Below are 19,897 nucleotides of genomic sequence, written 5' to 3' on the forward strand. Positions count from 1 at the left end.
TTTGCGCCTAGATCCAGGGCGTTGTGTCGCGCCTTTCGGGCACGGTCAAAAAATTCCCAGCCTCTGAGCTGCCAGGCAGGGGCTCCTGGGGCCGGCACAGCAGGTTTGTGCACCAGGCCTTAAAATCAGCGGCTCATGCCCGCAGTCTCATTCCAAGCCGTTTCCAAGACCTTTGATACGCCCAAAGGCCCTTTCCAGGCACTCAACCAGGTCAGCCTGGACATCGAGGAGGGGGAGTTCTTCGGACTGCTCGGCCCCAATGGTGCCGGTAAAACCACCCTCATCAGCATCCTCGCCGGCCTGGCGCGCCCCAGCAATGGCCGTGTCTTGGTGCAGGGCAGCGATGTGCAGGCGGACTTCGCTGAAGCCCGGCGCAAGCTCGGCGTGGTGCCGCAGGAACTGGTCTTCGACCCCTTCTTCAACGTGCGCGAGGCGCTGCGCATCCAGTCCGGCTACTTCGGGGTCAAGAACAATGACGCCTGGATCGACGAGCTGCTGCACCACCTGGGCCTCACCGACAAGGCCAATGCCAACATGCGCCAGTTGTCGGGCGGCATGAAGCGCCGCGTGCTCGTCGCCCAGGCCCTGGTACACAAGCCGCCCATCATTGTGCTCGACGAGCCCACCGCTGGGGTGGATGTGGAGCTGCGCCAGACGCTGTGGCAATTCATCGCCCGCCTGAACAAGGAAGGGCACACCGTGCTGCTCACCACGCACTACCTGGAAGAGGCCGAGGCCCTGTGCAACCGCATCGCCATGCTCAAGACCGGGCAGGTGGTGGCCCTGGCCGATACCAGCGACCTGCTCAAAGCCGCCTCGGGCAACGTGCTGCAGTTCAAGGCCGACGTGGACCTGCCGCCCACGCTGGCGCGCCTGGCGCGCGTCACCGGCCGCATCGTGCAGATCCCGGCCCACGATGCGCGCGAGATCGAAGAGCACCTGGCCGCCTTGCGCGTTGCCGGTGTCGAAGTGCATGACATGGAAATCCGCCGCCCCGACCTGGAGGACGTGTTCCTGCAGGTGATGGCCGGCACTTCCTCATCCCACCCCCCGCCAGCGCCCACTGCGGCGCCCGTGGAGGTGCGCGCATGACCGGCTGGCAGACCCTGTTCTACAAAGAGGTGCTGCGCTTTTGGAAGGTCAGCTTCCAGACCGTGGCCGCCCCGGTGCTCACCGCCGTGCTGTACCTGCTGATCTTCGGCCACGTGCTCGAAGACCATGTGAAGGTCTATGACCGCATCAGCTACACCGCCTTCCTGGTGCCAGGCCTGGTGATGATGAGTGTGCTGCAGAACGCATTCGCCAACAGCTCGTCGAGCCTGATCCAGAGCAAGATCATGGGCAGCCTGGTGTTCGTGCTGCTCACGCCCCTGTCGCACTGGGCCTGGTTTGTGGCCTACGTGGGCTCGTCCATCGTGCGCGGGCTGGCCGTGGGGCTGGGGGTGTTCCTGGTGACCATCGCCTTCGCGCGGCCCGAGTTCGCCGCACCGCTGTGGATCCTGGCGTTCGCCTTCCTGGGCGCCGCGCTGCTGGCCACGCTGGGTCTCATCGCCGGGCTGTGGGCCGACAAGTTCGACCAGATGGCGGCGTTCCAGAACTTTGTGATCGTGCCGATGACCTTCCTGTCCGGCGTGTTCTATTCCATCCAGTCCCTGCCGCCGTTCTGGCAGACCGTGAGCCACCTGAACCCGTTCTTCTACATGATCGACGGCTTTCGCTATGGCTTCTTCGGCCAGAGCGACACTTCGCCCTGGCTCAGCCTTGGAATCGTCGGCGTGGCCTGGCTCGCGGTGAGCTGGTTGGCCGTGCACCTGCTGCGCACGGGCTACAAGATCCGCCATTGACCGATACTGACCCGCCCGGGGGCGGTTCGCGGTACCCTTGCCGCCCGCCCCGGATGATGCAGACAACCACGCCCCACCCATGACCGCCGACCAACTCCAAGACCTCATCGCCGCCGGCCTGGCCTGCGAGCACATCGACCTGCAGGGCGATGGCCGCCACTGGTACGCCACCATCGTCTCGACCGAATTCGAGGGCAAGCGCCTCATCCAGCGCCACCAGCGCGTGTACGCCACGCTGGGCACGCGCATGCAGACGGACGAGGTGCATGCTTTGTCCATGAAGACCTTCACGCCCGCCGAATGGGCGGCGCAGCCGCGCTGAGCGGCTACAACCCGGCACCTCCAATTTTCTTTTTCACTGGTTTCGTGATGGACAAACTCCTCATCCGTGGTGGCCGCACCCTGCAGGGCGAGGTGCTGGTCTCCGGCGCCAAGAACGCCGCCTTGCCCGAACTGTGCGCCGCGCTGCTCACGGCAGACCCCGTCACCCTGCTCAACGTGCCCCAGCTGCAGGACGTGAGCACCATGCTCACCCTGATCCGCAACATGGGCGTGGCGGCTGAGCGCACGCCAGATGGCACGGTGCGCATCGACGCCAGCGCGCTGAATACGCCCGAGGCCCCCTACGAGCTGGTCAAGACCATGCGCGCCTCGGTGCTGGCCCTGGGGCCCCTGCTGGCGCGCTTTGGCGAGGCCACGGTGTCCCTGCCCGGCGGCTGCGCCATCGGCTCGCGCCCGGTGGACCAGCACATCAAGGGCCTGGCCACCATGGGTGCCGAGATCGTGGTCGAGCACGGCTACATGATCGCCAGGCTACCCGCCGGCGCCACGCGCCTCAAGGGCGCGCGCATCACCACCGACATGGTGACCGTGACCGGCACCGAGAACTTCCTCATGGCCGCGTCGCTGGCCGAGGGCGAGACGGTGCTGGAGAACGCAGCGCAGGAGCCCGAGATCATTGACCTGGCCGAGATGCTGATCGCCATGGGCGCGAAGATCGAGGGCCACGGCAGCAGCCGCATCCGCATCCAGGGCGTGGAGCGCCTGCATGCTTGCACGCACCGCGTGGTGGCCGACCGCATCGAAGCCGGCACCTTCCTGTGCGCGGTGGCCGCCACGGGCGGCGATGTGGTGCTGCGCCATGGCCGCGCCGACCACCTCGATGCCGTGATCGACAAGCTGCGCGAGGCCGGTGTGCAGGTGCAGGCCGTGGATGGCGGTATCCGGGTGCAGAGCCCTGGTGCCGGCAAGCTGCGCGCCCAGGGTTTCCGCACCACCGAATATCCGGGCTTTCCGACCGACATGCAGGCCCAGTTCATGGCCCTCAACTGCGTGGCGCAGGGCACCTCCACGGTGATGGAGACCATCTTCGAGAACCGCTTCATGCATGTGGACGAACTGGTGCGCCTGGGCGCCCGCATCCAGACCGATGGCAAGGTGGCCGTGATCGAGGGGCTGGGCAATGCCGAAGCTGTGGACCCGCCGCTGTCGGGTGCGACCGTGATGGCCACCGACCTGCGCGCCTCGGCCAGCCTGGTGATTGCAGGCCTGGTGGCCGACGGCGAGACCGTGGTGGACCGCATCTACCATCTGGACCGTGGCTACGATTGCATGGAAGCCAAGCTGCGCGGCATCGGAGCGGACATCGAGCGCATGTCCTGAGCGCCCCTTTTCAGAGAACCCGTATGACCATGATCACCCTCGCCCTGTCCAAGGGCCGCATCTTCGACGAAACCCTGCCGCTCCTGGCCGCTGCCGGCATCGAGGTGCTCGAAGACCCCGAGAAGTCGCGCAAACTCATCCTGCCCACCAACCAGCCCGACGTGCGCGTGGTGCTGGTGCGTGCCACCGACGTGCCCACCTACGTGGAGTACGGCGGCGCCGACATCGGTGTGACCGGCAAGGACACCCTCATCGAGCACGGCGGCCAGGGCCTGTACCAGCCGCTGGACCTGCAGATCGCCAAGTGCCGCGTGAGCGTCGCCGTGCGCAACGACTTCGACTACGAGCGCGCCGTCAAGCAGGGCTCGCGCCTGAAGGTGGCCACCAAGTACACCTCCATCGCGCGCGACTTCTTCGCCACCAAGGGGGTGCATGTGGACATGGTCAAGCTCTACGGCAGCATGGAGCTGGCCCCGCTGATCGGCCTGTCCGACGCCATCGTCGACCTGGTGTCCACCGGCAACACCCTGCGCGCCAACCACTTGGTGGAAGTCGAGCGCATCATGGACATCAGCTCCTACCTGGTGGTCAACCAGGCTGCGCTCAAGCTCAAGCAGGCCCCGCTGCGCCGCATCATCGATGCGTTTGCCGCAGCCACTGCGGCGCGCGCCTGAACGAATCACCGATTTCCCACTGCGACAGAGACCCTAGAGCCATGCAAGCCAAGCCCATCCGCCTGAGCACCGACAGCGCCGATTTCGAAGCCGCCTTCCGCGATCGCCTGCACTGGTCCGCCGACACGGATGCGGCCATCGAGCAGCGCGTGGCCGATATCCTGGCCGACGTGCAGGCGCGCGGCGATGCCGCCGTGCTCGACTACACGGCCCGCTTCGACGGCCTGGCCGCCGAGTCCATGGCCGCGCTGGAGTTGACGCAGGCCGACTTCAAGGCTGCCTTCGACGCCATTCCCGCCGCCCAGCGCGAAGCGCTGCAGGCAGCGGCGAAGCGCGTGCGCACCTACCACGAGGCGCAGAAGAAGGCTTCGGGTGAGAGCTGGAGCTACCGCGACGAAGACGGCACCCTGCTGGGCCAGAAGGTCACCCCGCTCGATCGCGTGGGCATCTACGTGCCCGGCGGCAAGGCGGCCTACCCGTCGAGCCTGCTCATGAACGCCATCCCCGCCCACGTGGCCGGCGTGCAGGAGATCATCATGGTGGTGCCCACGCCCGTGCGCGGCAGTGTCGCTACCGGGGGCTCGGGCGCGCAATTGGCATCCACCAAGGGCGAGCGCAATGAGCTGGTGCTGGCCGCGGCCTACGTGGCCGGGGTCACGCGCGCCTTCACCATCGGCGGTGCGCAGGCCGTGGCTGCGCTGGCCTATGGCACAGCGACGGTGCCCAAGGTGGACAAGATCACCGGTCCGGGCAATGCCTACGTGGCCAGCGCCAAGAAGCGCGTGTTCGGCACCGTGGGCATCGACATGATCGCCGGCCCCAGCGAAATCCTGGTGCTGGCCGACGGCAGCACCCCGGCCGACTGGGTGGCCATGGACCTGTTCTCCCAGGCCGAGCACGACGAACTGGCGCAAAGCATCCTGCTGTGCCCCGATGCGGCCTACATCGACGCCGTGCAGGAGGCCATCGACCGCCTGCTGCCCGCCATGCCCCGCGCCGAGATCATCGCCAAGAGCCTGAACGGCCGGGGCGCGCTGATCCACACGCGCAGCATGGAAGAGGCCTGCGCCATCAGCAACCGCATCGCCCCCGAGCACCTGGAGGTGAGCAGCAGCGAGCCGCACCGCTGGGAGCCGCTGCTGCGCCACGCGGGCGCCATCTTCCTCGGGGCCTACACCAGCGAGAGCCTGGGCGACTACTGCGCTGGCCCGAATCACGTGCTGCCCACCAGCGGCACGGCGCGCTTCAGCTCGCCGCTGGGGGTGTACGACTTCCAGAAGCGCAGCAGCCTCATCGAGGTGAGCGAGGCCGGTGCCCAGGCGCTGGGCACCATTGCGGCTGAACTCGCCTATGGCGAGGGCCTGCAGGCCCACGCGCGCGCCGCCGAGCTGCGGCTCGTGCCGGTGCCGCCAGCGCGGGGCTGACGGCTGGCTTCAGGCCGCGCGCATGCGCAGGCCTGCAGCGGGGTGCGCACCGGCCTGCGGGGTGGCGGCGCGGCTGGCCGCATCGCTGGCGCGCAGGCAGGCCCAGTTCAGACGCGCAGGGCACTGGCCCTCGGCGCTCACACGCAGCCGCACCGGCCCGGTGAAGCTCAGGCGTTGTCCGGCTTCCAGAAAATAGTCTTCGAGCAGGCCGTCGCAGGTCACCCAGACCCGGCCTTGCTCCACTTCCAGCAAGGCGGTTTCGCCGGCGCGGAATTCGAGTGTCTGCACCGCCTGCGGTGGCGGCAGGGGTTGGCGGTTCCACTGCAGCGCCAGGGCCTGCGGCCGCAGCGGTGGGACAGTGGGCAAAGCGGGGGAGGGGGTGTGAAGTGAGTTCATGCCTTGCACTGTGCGCGCCCGGGTCCCGGGCCACCAGCCACAGCATGAGGCGAGCTGGTGCAGTACAGATTCCCCGCCGTGGGGTTCTGTGTCGTATTGACTGAGGCCAATCTGTATTGGTCAACGCAGGTTCTGCCAGTACAGAATGAAGCCATGGACGCCGTGGAAACCACTCCCCTCTACCTGCAGATCGCAGCCCAGCTGGCCGAACTGGTGCGCAACGGCACCCTGGCGCGCGGCGAGAAGATGCCTTCGGTGCGCGAGCTGGCGCGCCAGCGCGGCGTGGCCCAGAGCACCGTGGTGCAGGCCTACCACTGGCTCGAGGATGCGCGCCTGATCACCGCGCGTCCGCGCTCGGGTTTCTTCGTGGCGGCGCGCCCGGTGAACCTGCCCGAGCCCACCACCCCGCGCCCGCTGCGCCGCCCGCGCGAAGTGTCGGTGGACTGGCTGGGTCAGCGCATCATGGGCCGTGCCCAGCCGGTGGACATGCTCTCCTTCAGCAGCGGCACGCCGGGGCCCGACATGCTCAACCCCGACCGCGTGCGCCGCGCCGTGGTGCGGTCCGTGCAGCGCAACCGCCAACTGCTGTGTACCTACCCGTCCTCCGCCGGGCAGGAAGAGGCGCGGCGCGCCCTGGCGCGCTATGCCGTGGGCCTGGGCTGTAGCCTGGACCCCGAGAACATCGTGATCACTGGCGGCTGCATGGACAGCATCGCCCTGTGCCTGCGCGCCGTCACCCAGCCGGGCGACGTGGTGGCGCTGGAGTCGCCCACGCATTTCTCCTTCCTCGAAGTGCTGCAGGGCCTGCACCTCAAGGCGCTGGAGATCCCCACGCACCCGCGCCACGGCATCTCGCTCGATGCGCTGCAGCTTGCGCTCGATACGCAGCCCGTGAAGGCCCTGATGGTGGTGCCCACGCTGAGCAACCCGCTGGGCAGCTGCATGCCCCAGCCCGAGCGCCGGCGGCTGGCGCAGATGGCCGCGCGCCACGGCATGGCCGTGATCGAAGACGCGATCTACGCCGATCTGGCCGAGTCTGACGAGATGCGCCGCACCGTCAAGTCCTATGACACCACAGGCCACGTGATGCTCTGCGACTCTTTCTCCAAGACGCTGGCCCCCGGCTTGCGCCTGGGCTGGGTCGAGGCCGGGCGCTGGACAGAGCAACTGCGCAGCATCAAGGACATGCAGGCCGGCGGCCAGTCGGCCGTGCTGGAGCTGGCGCTGGCCGACCTGATCAACCAGAGCGGGCATGCGGCCGCCATGCGCCAGCTGCGCGCTGCCGCAGCGGCGCGGCTCGATGAGGTGCGCCACATCATCGGCGCGCACTTTCCACCGGGTACGCGGGTCAGCGACCCGCCCGGCGGCATGCTGCTGTGGGTGGAGCTGCCGCGCGCACTCGACTCGGTGCAGTTGCACGAGGCCTGCCTGGCCGAGCACATCCTGATCGCGCCCGGCACGGTATTCAGCGCCAGTGGGCGCTTTCGCAACTGCCTGCGCATCGGCGTGGGGGGCGACTGGACCCCGGAACACCTGATGGCCCTGCGCAAGGTGGGTGACATGGCCTGTCGCGTGCTCCAGGCCATCACCCGAAAAGCGGCCTGATTTTTTACACGAACTTCGTGAAACACGAAGTTCGTGTAATATGGATCCCATGAAAAACGTCACCATCACCATGGACGACGCCGCCGCCGAATGGGTGCGCATCGAAGCCGCCAAGCGCGGCAGCAGCGTGTCGCGCCTGGTGGGCGAGTGGCTGGCCGAAAAGATGCGCCAGGAAGACGCCTACGCCCAGGCCATGCGCGAGGCGCTGGGCTTCGAGAGCTGGGGCGCTTCCAGCGGCCCCTATGTGCCGCGCGAAATCCTGTTCCAGCGATGAGCAGCACCGTGCCCTTGTTCGTCGACACCGAGCTGCTGCTGGCCAGCGTGGACGACCGCGACCCGGTGCGCCAGGCGCGGGCCCGAGAGTGGCTGGGCTTTTGCTGGCAGACGCGCAGCGGGCGCATCAGCTCCCAGGTGCTCAACGAGCTGTACAACCAGGCCATCCAGCGCTTCGAGGGGCCACGCACCGTGCCCCTGGTGCGCGCCCAGGTGCGGCGCCTGCGCGTGTGGCTGCCGCCGCACCTCGACGCCTACACCGTGGACGGCGCCTGGGACCTGCAGGACCGCTACGGCCTGGGTTACTGGGACGCGCTCATCGTTTCCTCCGCCCACCAGCAGGGCTGCCGCTACCTGCTCACCGAAGCACTGCCGCACGACCAGGTCTTCGATGCCGTGCGCGCCGTCAACCCTTTTCTTGTCGCCCCCCACGAACTGGACACCGCTGAATGACCTCCACTGCCCCGCCTCTGGCCGCCCTGAACCGCATCCGTGCCGACGTGCGCGCCATGCATGCCTATGGCGTGCAGCCGTCCACCGGCATGCTCAAGATGGACGCGATGGAGAACCCGTTTCGCCTGCCCGCCCACCTGCAGGCCGCGCTGGGCCAGCGCCTGGGCGCGCTGGCGCTGAACCGTTACCCCGGTGAGCGCCTGAACGACCTCAAGGCTGCCCTGGCCAGGTACGCCGGCATGCCCGAGGGCCACGGCATCGTGCTGGGCAATGGCTCGGACGAACTCATCACCCTGCTGGCCCTGGCCTGCGCCCAGCCCGGCGAGCGCGCCACCATGCTGGCGCCCATGCCGGGCTTCGTGATGTACCCGCTGAGCGCACAGCTGCAGGGCCTGGATTTTGTGGGCGTGCCGCTCACGCCCGATTTCGAGCTCGACGAGCCGGCCATGCTGGCCGCCATCGCCCAGCACCGCCCGGCCATCACCTACATCGCCTACCCCAACAACCCCACGGCAACCCTGTGGGACGAGGGCGCCGTGCAGCGCATCATCGACGCGGTGGGCGCGCAGGGCGGCTTCGTGGTGATGGACGAGGCCTACCAGCCCTTTGCCAGCCGCACCTGGATCGACCGCATGCGCGCCGAACCGGCGCGCAACGCCCATGTGCTGCTCATGCGCACGCTCAGCAAGTTCGGCTTGGCCGGGGTGCGCCTGGGCTACCTCATCGCGCCAGCGGCCGTGAGCACCGAGATCGACAAGGTGCGCCCGCCCTACAACGTGAGCGTGCTCAACTGCGAGGCGGCCCTGTTCGCGCTGGAGCACACGGACGTGTTCGCCGAGCAGGCGGCCGAACTGCGCACCCAGCGCACACTGCTGGTGCAGGCCCTCAGGGCCCTGCCGGGCATCGAAAAGTGCTGGGACAGCGAGGCCAACATGGTGCTCGTGCGTGTGGCCGATTCCGCCACAACCTGCGAGGGCATGAAAAAGCGCAAGGTCCTCGTCAAGAACGTTTCTACAATGCACCCCATGCTGGTGAACTGCCTGCGCCTCACGGTGGGCAACGCCGATGACAACGCGCAGATGCTTGCTGCGCTCCAAGCCTCCCTATGACTTCTTCTGCACTCGTAACCTCCGCCTCGACCGATCCCCAGGCCGACCGCACCGCCGAGGTCAGCCGCAACACCGCCGAGACGCACATCACCGTGCGCATCAACCTCGACGGCACCGGCCAGGCCAAGCTGCACACCGGCATCGGCTTTTTCGACCACATGCTCGAACAGATCGCCCGCCACGGGCTGATCGACCTGGAGGTCGACTGCGACGGCGACCTGCACATCGATGGCCACCACACGGTGGAAGACGTGGGCATCACCCTGGGCCAGGCCTTCGCGCGCGCCGTGGGCGACAAGAAGGGCATCACCCGCTACGGCCATGCCTATGTGCCGCTGGACGAGGCGCTGAGCCGCGTGGTGGTCGATTTCTCGGGCCGCCCCGGGCTGCACCTGCACATCCCGTTCACCGCGGGCAGCATCGGCGGCTTCGACACGCAGCTCACCTACGAATTCTTCCAGGGCTTCGTGAACCACGCGGGCGTGACCTTGCACATCGACAACCTCAAGGGCATCAACGCGCACCACCAGTGCGAAACGGTGTTCAAGGCCTTTGCCCGCGCGCTGCGCTCGGCCCTCACGCGCGACCCGCGCGCCGCCGGCACCATTCCGTCCACCAAGGGCAGTCTCTGATCCCCACACGCTGAAAAAAGGCCGCTACCGATTTTTCGTCAAGCGCCGATAGCTATGAATATGGAAGCAAAAACCGTCGCCGTGGTCGATTACGGCATGGGCAACCTGCGCTCGGTGTCGCAGGCCGTGCAGGCCGCAGCAGAAGGCTCGGGCTGGACCGTGGTCGTCACCTCGCGCCCTGAAGAGGTGCGCGCCGCCCAGCGCATCGTGCTGCCGGGGCAGGGCGCCATGCCCGACTGCATGCGCGAGCTGCGCGATTCGGGCTTGCAGCAGTCCGTGCTCGAAGCTGCTGCCAGCAAACCGATGTTCGGCGTCTGCGTGGGCATGCAGATGCTGCTGGACCACAGCGCCGAGGGCGACACGCCCGGCCTGTCGCTGATCCCTGGCGAGGTGCGCAAGTTCGACCTGGCCGGCCGCACCCAGCCCGATGGCAGCCGCTTCAAGGTGCCGCAGATGGGCTGGAACCAGGTGCGCCAGGTGGCGCACGGCGGTGCGGCACATCCGGTATGGGCCGGCGTGCCTGACGGCAGCTACTTCTATTTCGTGCACAGTTTCTATGCCCGGCCGCAGAATGCAGCGCACTGCGCTGGCGAAGCCGACTACGGCGGTGTGTTCGCCGCAGCGATTGCACGCGATAATATTTTTGCCACCCAGTTCCATCCCGAGAAAAGTGCGGAGCACGGCCTGGCGCTGTACCGCAATTTCCTGCACTGGAACCCCTGAGTTTTCATTTTCAACCCTGTTCGGGCCGAGCCCGGCCTCGCCCTTTTTCACCCGAACCCACCATGCTGCTCATTCCCGCCATCGACCTCAAGGACGGCCACTGCGTACGCCTCAAGCAAGGCGACATGGACCAATCCACCACCTTTGGTGAAGACCCTGCCGCCATGGCGCGCAAGTGGCTGGAGGCTGGCGCACGCCGTCTGCACCTGGTGGACCTGAACGGCGCCTTTGCCGGCGTGCCCAAGAACTTCAGCGCGATCAAGTCCATCCTGCAGGAAGTGGGCGAGGACATCCCGGTGCAGCTCGGTGGCGGCATCCGCGACCTGGACACCATCGAGAAATACATCGACGGCGGCCTGCGCTACGTGATCATCGGCACGGCGGCCGTGAAGAACCCGGGCTTCCTCAAGGACGCCTGCAGCGCCTTTGGCGGCCACATCATCGTCGGCCTCGATGCCAAGGATGGCAAGGTCGCCACCGACGGCTGGAGCAAGCTCACCGGCCATGAGGTTGTGGACCTGGCCAAGAAGTTCGAGGACTGGGGCGTCGAGTCCATCATCTACACCGACATCGGCCGCGACGGCATGCTCTCGGGCATCAACATCGATGCCACTGTCAAGCTCGCGCAGTCGCTGAGCATTCCCGTGATCGCCTCGGGCGGCCTGTCGAACATGGCCGACATCGAGCAACTGTGCGCCGTCGAGGGCGAGGGCGTGGAAGGCGTGATCTGCGGCCGCGCCATCTACAGCGGCGACCTCGATTTCGCGGCCGCGCAGGCGCGCGCCGACGAACTGAATGGATAACCCCCGGGGCGGCAGCGCCGCCCCATTGGACCTCTGACATGCTTGCCAAACGCATCATCCCCTGCCTGGACGTGACCGGAGGCCGGGTGGTCAAGGGCGTCAATTTCGTCGAGCTGCGCGACGCGGGCGACCCCGTCGAGATCGCCGCGCGCTACAACGCGCAGGGCGCCGATGAACTGACCTTCCTCGACATCACCGCCACCAGCGATGGCCGCGACCTGATCCTGCCCATCATCGAAGCCGTAGCCAGCCAGGTGTTCATTCCGCTCACCGTGGGTGGCGGCGTGCGCACGGTGGCCGATGTGCGCCGCCTGCTCAATGCGGGCGCCGACAAGACCAGTTTCAACTCGGCCGCGATCGCCGACCCCGACGTGATCAATGCCGCTTCGGACAGGTACGGTGCGCAGTGCATCGTGGTGGCCATCGACGCCAAGCGCCGCTCCGAAGAGGACGCGCGGCGCACCGGCGCCGACGGCCAGCCCGTGGGCCCGGGTTGGGATGTGTACAGCCATGGTGGGCGCAAGAACACCGGCCTGGACGCGGTGGCCTGGGCCACCGAGATGGCGCGTCGCGGCGCGGGCGAGATCCTGCTGACCAGCATGGACCGCGACGGCACCAAGGCCGGCTTCGACCTGGCGCTGACGCGCGCGGTGAGCGATGCGGTGAGCGTGCCCGTGATCGCCTCGGGCGGCGTGGGCAACCTCGACCACCTGGCCGACGGCATCCAGATCGGCGGTGCCGATGCGGTGCTGGCCGCCAGCATCTTTCACTACGGCGAATACACCGTGGGCCAGTCCAAGCTGCACATGGCGGGGCGCGGCATCCCGGTGCGGCTGTGATGAGGGGCTCCCTGCGGTCCCTGGCCGCTGCCATGGCCCTGTGCGCCGGCTTTGCCGCCATGCCAGCCGCAGCACAGCAGGTGCCGGCGCCGTCCTATGCGCGCGGCTATTTCGACCGCATTCCCTGCGTGGACCGCATCGGTCGTTGCTTTGACGCGACCATCGGCGGCAAGGCGGTGCAGGTGATTGCCGACAAGGCCGAGTACGAAAAGCTCAAGGCCCTCCTGGCCGAGCTCAACGACAACGTGCGCGAGGTCTACTGGATCGTGCGCGAACCGGTGGACGGCAAGGTGGCGCTCGATGTGCTCACGCGCCCCAACGCCATGGGCCTGCCCCATGTGGGCGAAGAAAAGGAAGAGCCTGACGTCACGGTCTACGGCCTTGACGGCCAGGACCTGGAGAGCGAAACCGAAATGGTGGCGCAGCAGAGCGTGCGCGTGAACGGCCAGCCCGTGGTTACGCAGCAGGAGACGCTGACGCAGGACTTCCTGCCGCCCGGCCGCTATGTGATCGCCATCAAGTACCTGGGCCGCAAGAACTGGGACCGCAAGCGGGTCTTCCTGACGGTGGCCAAGCCCTGAAACCCTGAACGGTCAGGGTGCAGGCCAGCGCGAATGCCTGAACCCCTCCGCCAAAGGGGGCGGACCCTGCAGCGGCAGCCACAGCTGCACCACCGTACCGCCCCCGGCCCCCAGCACGATCCGCGCATGGCCGCCCAGTTGCCGTGCGCGCTCCTCGATGTGGCCCAGCCCACGGCCCTGGTTCCCATCCGGCCTGGCCTGCAGCCCGCGCCCGTCGTCCTCGATCTGCACGCACACCCCTGCTCCCGCGTCCAGCGTGGCCGACAGCGTGACATTGGACGCCCCGGAATGCTTGACCACGTTGGCCAGCGCCTCCTGCACGATGCGCAGCACGTGCAGCGCGGCGGGGGCGTCAAGCCAGGGCAGGGGCGGCAGGTCGTCCATGTGCCAGTGCAGGGTGATGCCACCCTGTGCCAGGCGGTGGCCCACGCGCTGGCGCAGGGTGGCCAGCAGGGTGGTCAGGTCCTGGTCGATGGGCTCCATCGAATCGATGGTCAGGCGCAGGTCTTCCAGGCACTCGCGCAACACCTGGGCCATCTCGCCCTGTGACAGGCGGCCCTGCTCGATCTGGCCGAGCGACGACACCAGCATCGCACCCAGGCCGTCGTGCATGTCGCGCGTGAGCCGCTGGCGCTCCGTCAGGCGCACGCGCTCGTTCTCCACCTCGGCCAGCAGGGCGAAGTTGCCTTGCAGTGCGCGCTGCTGTTCCGAGAGCTTGTCCTGCAGCACCTGGGCTGCGCCTTCCGCGTGCTCCAGCGCGCCGATATAGCGGCGGTTCACGGCATACAGGAAGGCGCCCAGCACCAGCACCATGGCGTAGGGCATCAGGTACAGGCTCTCGGGCGAGATGCGCAGCTGCAGCAGCGCCAGGTCATGCACGCCCAGGCCCAGGCAGATGCACAGCGCCACTGCCAGCACGCGCAACTCGCGGCTGCCGTGCCAGGCCGACCAGGCAATGAGCAGGGTCACGCCCATTGCCACCAGCGTATTGGCAGCATGCAGCAGCAGCGGCGTGTCCAGCGCCCAGGGCAGCACCGGCATCGACGCGGCCGAGACCAGCAGCGCAAAGCCCAGCAGCAGGCGCTCCACAGAGGGGAAGCTGCGTGTCGCAAAGCGCAGCGAGAACAGGTAGACCAGCAGCATGACCCAGGTCATCGAGGCATCGGTGGCCCACCAGAACCAGCGCAGGGCGTCGAGGTTCTGCGGCAACTCGATGCCGTAGTGCAGGTTGCGGAACCACCAGGCCAGCGACGCGAGCCCGAAGTACAGGTAGGCCGTGTCCTGGCGGCGGCGCCACCAGAAGGCCAGCGCGAACAGGCCCAGCATGACCAGCGTGGTGCTGGCCGCCAGGGGCACGGTGACGACCCAGCGCTGGCGCGCCGACCACAGGCCCTGGACTTCAGGCTCCGGCCCCATCCACAGGCGGCTCAGGGCATAGCTGCCGTCGGCGCGCGGCGGCAGTGCAAGGAACAGCCGGCAGCTGCTGCCGGGCTGCGAGGATTGAGAGGCGGCACCGGGCAGGCGCAGCTGGATAGGCTGGTTCCATTGCGAGGGCCAGGCCGGACTGTTGTCCAGCAACTGCCGCGTGCCCTGCGCGGTGCGCAGCCAGACCTGCAGCGGGCCACCGTTGACGCGCGGCAGGTACAGGGCCAGGGTTTCCTGCGCCACGGGCGCCGGGCATGCAGTGCGGTACCAGACGGTGGGCAGGGGCAGGTTGACGGCGGCGCGGGTGATCGGCTGGCGCTGTACCGCCTGCGGCAGGTCGACCGCTTGCCAGGTGCCCTGCGCAGCGTCGTCCGCCGGCGGGCCGATGGAGGGCTCGGTGCCCGGTGCGGGTGCCCAGCGTTCCACGCGCGTGACCGACATGGATTCCGTGGCCTCGGGGGCGGCCGCCTGGGCCTGGGCCAGCAGGGGGGCCATGGCCAGGCTGGCAGCCAGGATCCAGCGCAGGGCCTGCCGGCATGGCGGTCGGGATGGGCGGGCGACGGCGAGCACGGGGCAGCGGGGCTTCAGTCGCCCATCAGCCCGCGCTTGCGGGCCTCGTAGACCGCCTCCGAGCGGGAATGCACCTGCAGCTTGCGGTAGCTGCGCTTGACGTAGGTAAGCACGGTCTGCTGGGTCACGCCCATCATTTGTGCGATCTCGCGGTAGCTGTAGCCCTTGGCGGCCATGCCGAGCATCTCGCATTCGCGCTCGCTGAGCAGGCCCGCGTCGGCTTCGCTGGCCGCGGTTTCCGGCGGGCCGGCCTGCACGCGCTGGCGCGACGGGCCGGCGGGCGCCAGCCGGGTCAGCAGGCGGCGCGCGATCACGGGGCTGATGGGGCTGCCGCCCGCATGTACGGCACGCACCATCTCGGCCAGGTCCAGGGCCGGCGTGTCCTTGAGCACATAGCCCGTGGCGCCCGCGGCCAGCGCCTGCATGACATGGGCCTCGTCGCCGAACACGGTGACCACCACCACCTCGCAATGGGGAGCGACGCCCGCGCTGCGCGCGATCACCTCGATGCCGTTGAGGTCGGGCAGGCCCAGGTCCAGCAGCAGGACCTGTGGTTGGTGCCGGGCCAGCAGGGCCAGTCCCGAGGCGGCGTCGCCGGCAGCGCCCACCAGGCGCAGGTCGGGCGCGGCGGCAATGCTGTCGCACAGGCGCTGCCTGAAGAGCGGGTCGTCCTCGATCACGAGCACGGAGAGCAAAGCGGACATGGATGGGCAGGCCTTGGAAGCTCGGCGGTGCATTTCATGATACGCGGGGCCTGCTGTCACAGCTGCTTGCACATGAACCGTTTTGTCCCGTGTTCGAGGGACAGACGGCGAACGCCGGCGGCGGAAGAATCCATGCACCTTCTTTCCCTCTTGCAGGAGTTGCTCCATGGCTGATTCTTTGAACAGGTTCTTGCGCCGGGCCGTCGTGCTGGCCGGCGCATTGGTCGGGCTGGTCTGTCCGGCGATGGCCGCCATCCCGCACATCGTCATCGGCGACTACCACATGCTGCTGCTCCATGCCGACGGCAGCGTCACCTCCTGGGGGCGCGGTGACTCCGGGCAACTGGGCCGTGGCCAGGCCGACCGCAGCAACCCCGCGCCGGCGAAGATCGCTTCGCTGGGCACGGACGTGGTTGCCCTGACCGCAGGGGGGCAGCTGTCGGCGGCCGTCAAGCGCGACGGAAGCGTCTGGGTCTGGGGCAATGTCTCCGACGGGCTGATCGGCTCCAACACCTCGGGCGGGCAGTTCCGCTACGAGCCCGTCCAGGTGCCGGGCCTCTCGGGCATCGTCTCGGTGCTGGCAGCGACCAATGGTTACTCGCTCTACGCCACGGACGGCAACGGGCAGGTCTGGGCCTGGGGCTATGACAGCGGCTATGGCAACCTGGGCCTGGGACCCAACGGCCCGCAGCAGCGGGGGCAGCCGCTGCCCGTCGCCGGTGCCACCGGCATTGTGCAACTGGCCGTGACGGGAACGCAGATGATCGGCCGGCGCCAGGACGGCAGCCTGATCGGCTGGGGCAGCAACAGTGTGCGCGACAACCCCATGCAGGCGGTGAGCGCTGCCACCGACCCCCTGGGCGTGACGGCGCTCCGGCCCACGGGCCTGGCTTTCATCGACGCGACGGCCACGGGCAACGCGGCCGGGCTGTACTACGGCATCAAGAATGGCCAGGCGCTGGCCTGGGGCGACACCAGCAGCGGCGTGCTGACCTGTGGCCAGGAGAATGCGCAGACGGCGGCCCAGCCCTACACCATCAAGAACCTCGCAAACCTGCGCCAGATCGCCGCGGGCGGGGGCTCCGCGCTGTTCGTGGACGGTGCTGGCAGCGTGTTTGCGTGCGGCCAGGGCGCCAACGGCCTGCTGGGAGACGGAACGACGGTCTCTACCAAGTGGGACTCCGTGCCCGCCAATGCCAAGGCGGGGCCGGTGCGTGTGCAGGGCCTGCCCGGCCCAGTGTCGTACGTATTCACGGGTGCTTTTGCCGCGGCGGCGCTCATGCCCGACGGTGCGGTCTACACCTGGGGCCGAACCGACGGCGGCCTGCTGGGCAACGGGGTGACCACCTCCAACGGTGTCGTGAGCACGCCCACGCCGATCCAGCTCAACGCCGGGGTGGACAACAGCAGCAATCCGGGCAATACCGGCAACCCGGGCTCCGGCGGCACCCCCGGCACGGGCACCCCGGCCCCCGGCGACCAGCCTGCGTTCAGCACCGCCCAGAGCGGGCCGCTCACCAGCCTGACGGCCAAGGCCGGCGTGACCCTGCCCGCAGCCCACGCAGGCCAGCCTGGAGCGATCTTCGTAGCCCTGCTGCTGCCCGACGGCCAGTTGCTCATGCTCGATGGCGCGCGGTCCAATTTCGTGCCCTACAACCCGTTCTACATGGCCGCGCTGTATGTCGGGGCATTGCCTGTCTCGGCTCCGGTGCTCAACATCAATGGCATGGACCTGAGCGCGCTGGCCGGCAGCATCGTTATCCTGGGCTATGGGCTGGGCGTGAACGGCCAGGCTGCTGCGGCAGAGATGCTGCGTTCGGGGCGCTACTCCAACGTGCTGAATCTGCGCTGAGCGCCCGCTTGTCTGCACGGCCCCGCTGCCCCTCCAGGGCGCAGAGGGGCCGTTTTCCTGTCTGGTCCGGGCCCCGCAATTCGGGCCGGTCCACCAAATCGCCGACAATCCGGGCCATGAACTGGCTCAACGAAGTGAAATGGGATGCGCAGGGCCTGGTGCCCGTGATCGCGCAGGAGCAGGGCACGGGCGACGTGCTGATGTTTGCGTGGATGAACCGCGAAGCCCTTGCGAAGACGGCGGAACTCGGCCGTGCCGTGTACTTCAGCCGTTCGCGCGGCAAACTGTGGTTCAAGGGCGAGGAATCGGGCCATGTGCAGACCGTGCACGAGATCCGCCTGGACTGCGACAACGACGTGGTGCTGCTCAAGGTGACCCAGTTGGGCCACGCGCCCGGCATCGCTTGCCACACGGGCCGCCACAGCTGTTTCTTCAGCGTGCTCAAGGACGGTGCATGGAAAGCCGTCGATCCGGTCTTGAAAGACCCCGAATCCATCTACAAATAAGACCATGAGCTCCAACGATTCCCTGGCCCGCCTGGCGGCCGTCATCGAAAGCCGCAAACCCGCCAACGGCGGCGACCCCGAGAAGAGCTATGTCTCGCGCCTGCTGCACAAGGGCCCCGATGCCTTTCTCAAGAAGATCGGTGAGGAGGCCACCGAGGTGGTCATGGCCGCCAAGGACGTGGACCATGGGGCCGATGCCAGCAAGCTGGTCTACGAGGTGGCTGACCTGTGGTTCCATTCCATGATCGCGCTGGCCCACTATGGCCTGTCGCCGGCCGACGTGGTCACCGAGCTCGAGCGCCGCGAAGGCACCAGCGGCATCGAGGAGAAAGCCCTGCGCAAGGCCGTTGCGCGTGCAGCCCACGAGGAAGAATCCCCATGAGCGACATCATCGACGTGCGAACCAATGACCAGAAGGCCGAAAGCCTCAAGAACATCGGCTGGGTCAGCTATGCGCTGCACCTGATCGTGGCCCTGGGCGCCGTGCTGCCGGGCACGCAGGCCAGCGCGCTGCTGCTGGTCATCGCCCTGGTGCTCGACCTCGTCAAGCGCGGCGATGCCGAGGGCACCTGGCAGGAGAACCATTTCTCCTGGCGCATCCGCTCGGTGATCTGGGCGGGCGTGCTGTACGCGGTGACCGCGCCGCTGTGGCTGTTCTTCATCATTCCCGGCTGGATCGCCTGGGGCATCATCTCGCTGTGGTTCCTGTACCGCATCGTGCGCGGCATGCTGGCCATGAGCAAGAACCAGGCAGTGGATGGCTGAACCCCATGCGCCTCAGCGCCTGAACCTGGCGCTGCAGGGCGGGGGCTCGCACGGCGCGCTGACCTGGGGCGTGCTGGATGTCCTGCTCGAAGACGGGCAGTGGCAGCTCGACGGGATCAGCGGCACCAGCGCTGGCGCCATGAATGCCGTGGCGCTGGCCCATGGCTTTGCCCAGGCGGCACAGGCCCACAAGGACCCTGTCGAGGCCCATGCGGCCGGCTGCGTGCTGGCCAGACAGGCCCTTGCCCGGTTGTGGGAGGGGGTGGGGTCCCTGGGCAGCCTGACGTGGGGGACGCCGCTGTCGGCGGCCAACCCCCTGATGGGCATGATGGCGCAGTGGTTCTCGCCCTACCAGACCAATCCGCTCGGCTTCAACCCGCTGCGCAAGCTGCTCGAAAAAGAGGTGGATTTCAGCCTGTTGTGCTCGACCCGCGCCAGCATCGGCACCGTGGTGCCCCAGGTGTTTGTCTGCGCGACCAACGTGCGCACGGGGCGCGGCGAGATCTTCTCTGGCCCGCGGCTGAGCGCCGATGCCGTGATGGCCTCAGCCTGTCTGCCCATGGTTTTCAAGGCCGTGGAGATCGATGGCGAACACTACTGGGACGGCGGTTACTCAGGCAACCCGGCCCTGCACCCGCTGATCTACCAGACCGAGACCTCGGACATCCTGCTGGTGCAGATCAACCCCATCGAGCACCTGACCGTACCTGACAACGCGCACGAGATCATGGAGCGCATGAACGAGGTGACCTTCAACGCCAGCCTGCTGGCCGAGCTGCGCGCCATCGAATTCGTGCGCCGGCTGCTGGCCGAGGGCAAGCTCGACGCGCGCCGCTACAAGAACGTGCTGATGCACCGCATCGACGGGGGCAAGGTGCTGGCCTCCTTTGGTGCCGATAGCAAGGCGCGCGCCGACACGGCCTTCGTGCGCCAGCTGTTCGAGCTCGGGCGCGAGGCGGGCAAGAAATGGATGAAGGCGCATCGCAGGGACGTCGGGGTGCGGCCCAGCATCAAGATCACCGACAATGCGTGAATGAACAGGCCTTGGGGCCACCGA

23 protein-coding genes are annotated in these 19,897 nt (G+C 68.0%); 20 read left to right on the plus strand and 3 right to left on the minus strand.

Annotated features, from left to right (window positions below; genetic code table 11):
• Positions 1–135: 135 nt before the first annotated feature.
• From AC0IZS_RS14020 to hisD, 6 genes are all read left to right on the plus strand, one after another.
• Positions 136–1,092, plus strand: a complete 957-nt coding sequence (locus tag AC0IZS_RS14020; protein WP_471636170.1) for an ABC transporter ATP-binding protein — start codon at positions 136–138, stop codon at positions 1,090–1,092.
• On the plus strand, positions 1,089–1,844 hold the full coding sequence (locus AC0IZS_RS14025; protein ID WP_471636171.1) for an ABC transporter permease: 756 nt from the start codon (positions 1,089–1,091) through the stop codon (positions 1,842–1,844). The genes AC0IZS_RS14020 and AC0IZS_RS14025 overlap by 4 nt, the downstream gene beginning before the upstream one ends.
• A 79-nt stretch (positions 1,845–1,923) precedes the next feature.
• Positions 1,924–2,166: a BolA family protein gene (locus AC0IZS_RS14030; RefSeq protein WP_471636172.1), complete on the plus strand. Its 243-nt coding sequence runs from the start codon at positions 1,924–1,926 to the stop codon at positions 2,164–2,166.
• A 47-nt stretch (positions 2,167–2,213) separates the two neighbouring features.
• Positions 2,214–3,506, plus strand: a complete 1,293-nt coding sequence (murA, locus tag AC0IZS_RS14035) for a UDP-N-acetylglucosamine 1-carboxyvinyltransferase (protein ID WP_471636173.1) — start codon at positions 2,214–2,216, stop codon at positions 3,504–3,506.
• Positions 3,507–3,535: 29 nt separating this feature from the next.
• Positions 3,536–4,180 (plus strand): ATP phosphoribosyltransferase, encoded by a 645-nt coding sequence (gene hisG, locus AC0IZS_RS14040; RefSeq protein ID WP_369819501.1) that lies wholly within the window; start codon positions 3,536–3,538, stop codon positions 4,178–4,180.
• Positions 4,181–4,221: 41 nt separating this feature from the next.
• Complete coding sequence (gene hisD, locus AC0IZS_RS14045) at positions 4,222–5,604, plus strand: histidinol dehydrogenase (protein WP_471636174.1); 1,383 nt, start codon at positions 4,222–4,224, stop codon at positions 5,602–5,604.
• A gap of 9 nt (positions 5,605–5,613) precedes the next feature.
• Here hisD and AC0IZS_RS14050 read toward each other — a convergent pair whose 3' ends face one another.
• The gene (locus AC0IZS_RS14050; RefSeq protein ID WP_471636175.1) at positions 5,614–5,970 is read right to left on the minus strand and encodes a DUF2917 domain-containing protein; all 357 of its coding nucleotides are present in this window, start codon (positions 5,968–5,970) and stop codon (positions 5,614–5,616) included.
• Between the two features lie 183 nt (positions 5,971–6,153).
• On the opposite strand from AC0IZS_RS14050, the gene AC0IZS_RS14055 reads away from it, so the two are divergent.
• From AC0IZS_RS14055 to AC0IZS_RS14095, 9 genes are all read left to right on the plus strand, one after another.
• Entirely contained in the window at positions 6,154–7,605 is a 1,452-nt protein-coding gene (locus AC0IZS_RS14055) for an aminotransferase-like domain-containing protein (RefSeq protein ID WP_471636176.1), read from the plus strand.
• 49 nt (positions 7,606–7,654) lie between these two features.
• Complete coding sequence (locus AC0IZS_RS14060; RefSeq protein WP_057205247.1) at positions 7,655–7,879, plus strand: hypothetical protein; 225 nt, start codon at positions 7,655–7,657, stop codon at positions 7,877–7,879.
• On the plus strand, positions 7,876–8,331 hold the full coding sequence (locus AC0IZS_RS14065) for a PIN domain-containing protein (protein ID WP_057205060.1): 456 nt from the start codon (positions 7,876–7,878) through the stop codon (positions 8,329–8,331). The genes AC0IZS_RS14060 and AC0IZS_RS14065 overlap by 4 nt, the downstream gene beginning before the upstream one ends.
• Positions 8,328–9,440: a histidinol-phosphate transaminase gene (gene hisC, locus AC0IZS_RS14070; RefSeq protein ID WP_471636177.1), complete on the plus strand. Its 1,113-nt coding sequence runs from the start codon at positions 8,328–8,330 to the stop codon at positions 9,438–9,440. The genes AC0IZS_RS14065 and hisC overlap by 4 nt, the downstream gene beginning before the upstream one ends.
• On the plus strand, positions 9,437–10,072 hold the full coding sequence (hisB, locus tag AC0IZS_RS14075) for an imidazoleglycerol-phosphate dehydratase HisB (RefSeq protein WP_305741935.1): 636 nt from the start codon (positions 9,437–9,439) through the stop codon (positions 10,070–10,072). The genes hisC and hisB overlap by 4 nt, the downstream gene beginning before the upstream one ends.
• A 54-nt stretch (positions 10,073–10,126) precedes the next feature.
• On the plus strand, positions 10,127–10,795 hold the full coding sequence (hisH, locus tag AC0IZS_RS14080) for an imidazole glycerol phosphate synthase subunit HisH (protein ID WP_471636178.1): 669 nt from the start codon (positions 10,127–10,129) through the stop codon (positions 10,793–10,795).
• A gap of 62 nt (positions 10,796–10,857) precedes the next feature.
• Complete coding sequence (hisA, locus tag AC0IZS_RS14085) at positions 10,858–11,598, plus strand: 1-(5-phosphoribosyl)-5-[(5-phosphoribosylamino)methylideneamino]imidazole-4-carboxamide isomerase (protein WP_471636179.1); 741 nt, start codon at positions 10,858–10,860, stop codon at positions 11,596–11,598.
• A 38-nt stretch (positions 11,599–11,636) separates the two neighbouring features.
• Entirely contained in the window at positions 11,637–12,437 is an 801-nt protein-coding gene (gene hisF, locus AC0IZS_RS14090; RefSeq protein WP_471636180.1) for an imidazole glycerol phosphate synthase subunit HisF, read from the plus strand.
• Positions 12,437–13,018: a hypothetical protein gene (locus tag AC0IZS_RS14095; protein WP_471636181.1), complete on the plus strand. Its 582-nt coding sequence runs from the start codon at positions 12,437–12,439 to the stop codon at positions 13,016–13,018. The genes hisF and AC0IZS_RS14095 overlap by 1 nt, the downstream gene beginning before the upstream one ends.
• Before the next feature lie 12 nt (positions 13,019–13,030).
• Here AC0IZS_RS14095 and AC0IZS_RS14100 read toward each other — a convergent pair whose 3' ends face one another.
• Positions 13,031–15,013 (minus strand): sensor histidine kinase, encoded by a 1,983-nt coding sequence (locus AC0IZS_RS14100; protein WP_471636182.1) that lies wholly within the window; start codon positions 15,011–15,013, stop codon positions 13,031–13,033.
• Positions 15,014–15,027: 14 nt separating this feature from the next.
• Entirely contained in the window at positions 15,028–15,717 is a 690-nt protein-coding gene (locus tag AC0IZS_RS14105; RefSeq protein WP_471636183.1) for a response regulator, read from the minus strand.
• A gap of 166 nt (positions 15,718–15,883) precedes the next feature.
• On the opposite strand from AC0IZS_RS14105, the gene AC0IZS_RS14110 reads away from it, so the two are divergent.
• The 5 genes from AC0IZS_RS14110 to AC0IZS_RS14130 all read left to right on the plus strand — a co-directional run bounded on the left by AC0IZS_RS14110 (position 15,884) and on the right by AC0IZS_RS14130 (position 19,873).
• Positions 15,884–17,569: an RCC1 domain-containing protein gene (locus AC0IZS_RS14110; protein WP_471636184.1), complete on the plus strand. Its 1,686-nt coding sequence runs from the start codon at positions 15,884–15,886 to the stop codon at positions 17,567–17,569.
• A gap of 107 nt (positions 17,570–17,676) precedes the next feature.
• Positions 17,677–18,075: a phosphoribosyl-AMP cyclohydrolase gene (gene hisI / locus AC0IZS_RS14115; RefSeq protein WP_471639526.1), complete on the plus strand. Its 399-nt coding sequence runs from the start codon at positions 17,677–17,679 to the stop codon at positions 18,073–18,075.
• Positions 18,076–18,079: 4 nt separating this feature from the next.
• Positions 18,080–18,457 (plus strand): phosphoribosyl-ATP diphosphatase, encoded by a 378-nt coding sequence (locus AC0IZS_RS14120; protein ID WP_471636185.1) that lies wholly within the window; start codon positions 18,080–18,082, stop codon positions 18,455–18,457.
• Positions 18,454–18,840 (plus strand): DUF4870 family protein, encoded by a 387-nt coding sequence (locus tag AC0IZS_RS14125; RefSeq protein ID WP_471636186.1) that lies wholly within the window; start codon positions 18,454–18,456, stop codon positions 18,838–18,840. Before AC0IZS_RS14120 ends, AC0IZS_RS14125 begins: the two co-directional genes overlap by 4 nt.
• Positions 18,833–19,873 carry a patatin-like phospholipase family protein gene (locus AC0IZS_RS14130; protein ID WP_471636187.1) on the plus strand — a complete coding sequence of 347 codons (1,041 nt, stop codon included), beginning with the start codon at positions 18,833–18,835 and terminating at the stop codon, positions 19,871–19,873. Before AC0IZS_RS14125 ends, AC0IZS_RS14130 begins: the two co-directional genes overlap by 8 nt.
• The last annotated feature ends 24 nt before the right edge of the window (positions 19,874–19,897 follow it).

Source organism: Acidovorax sp. AC410 (genome assembly GCF_979253235.1).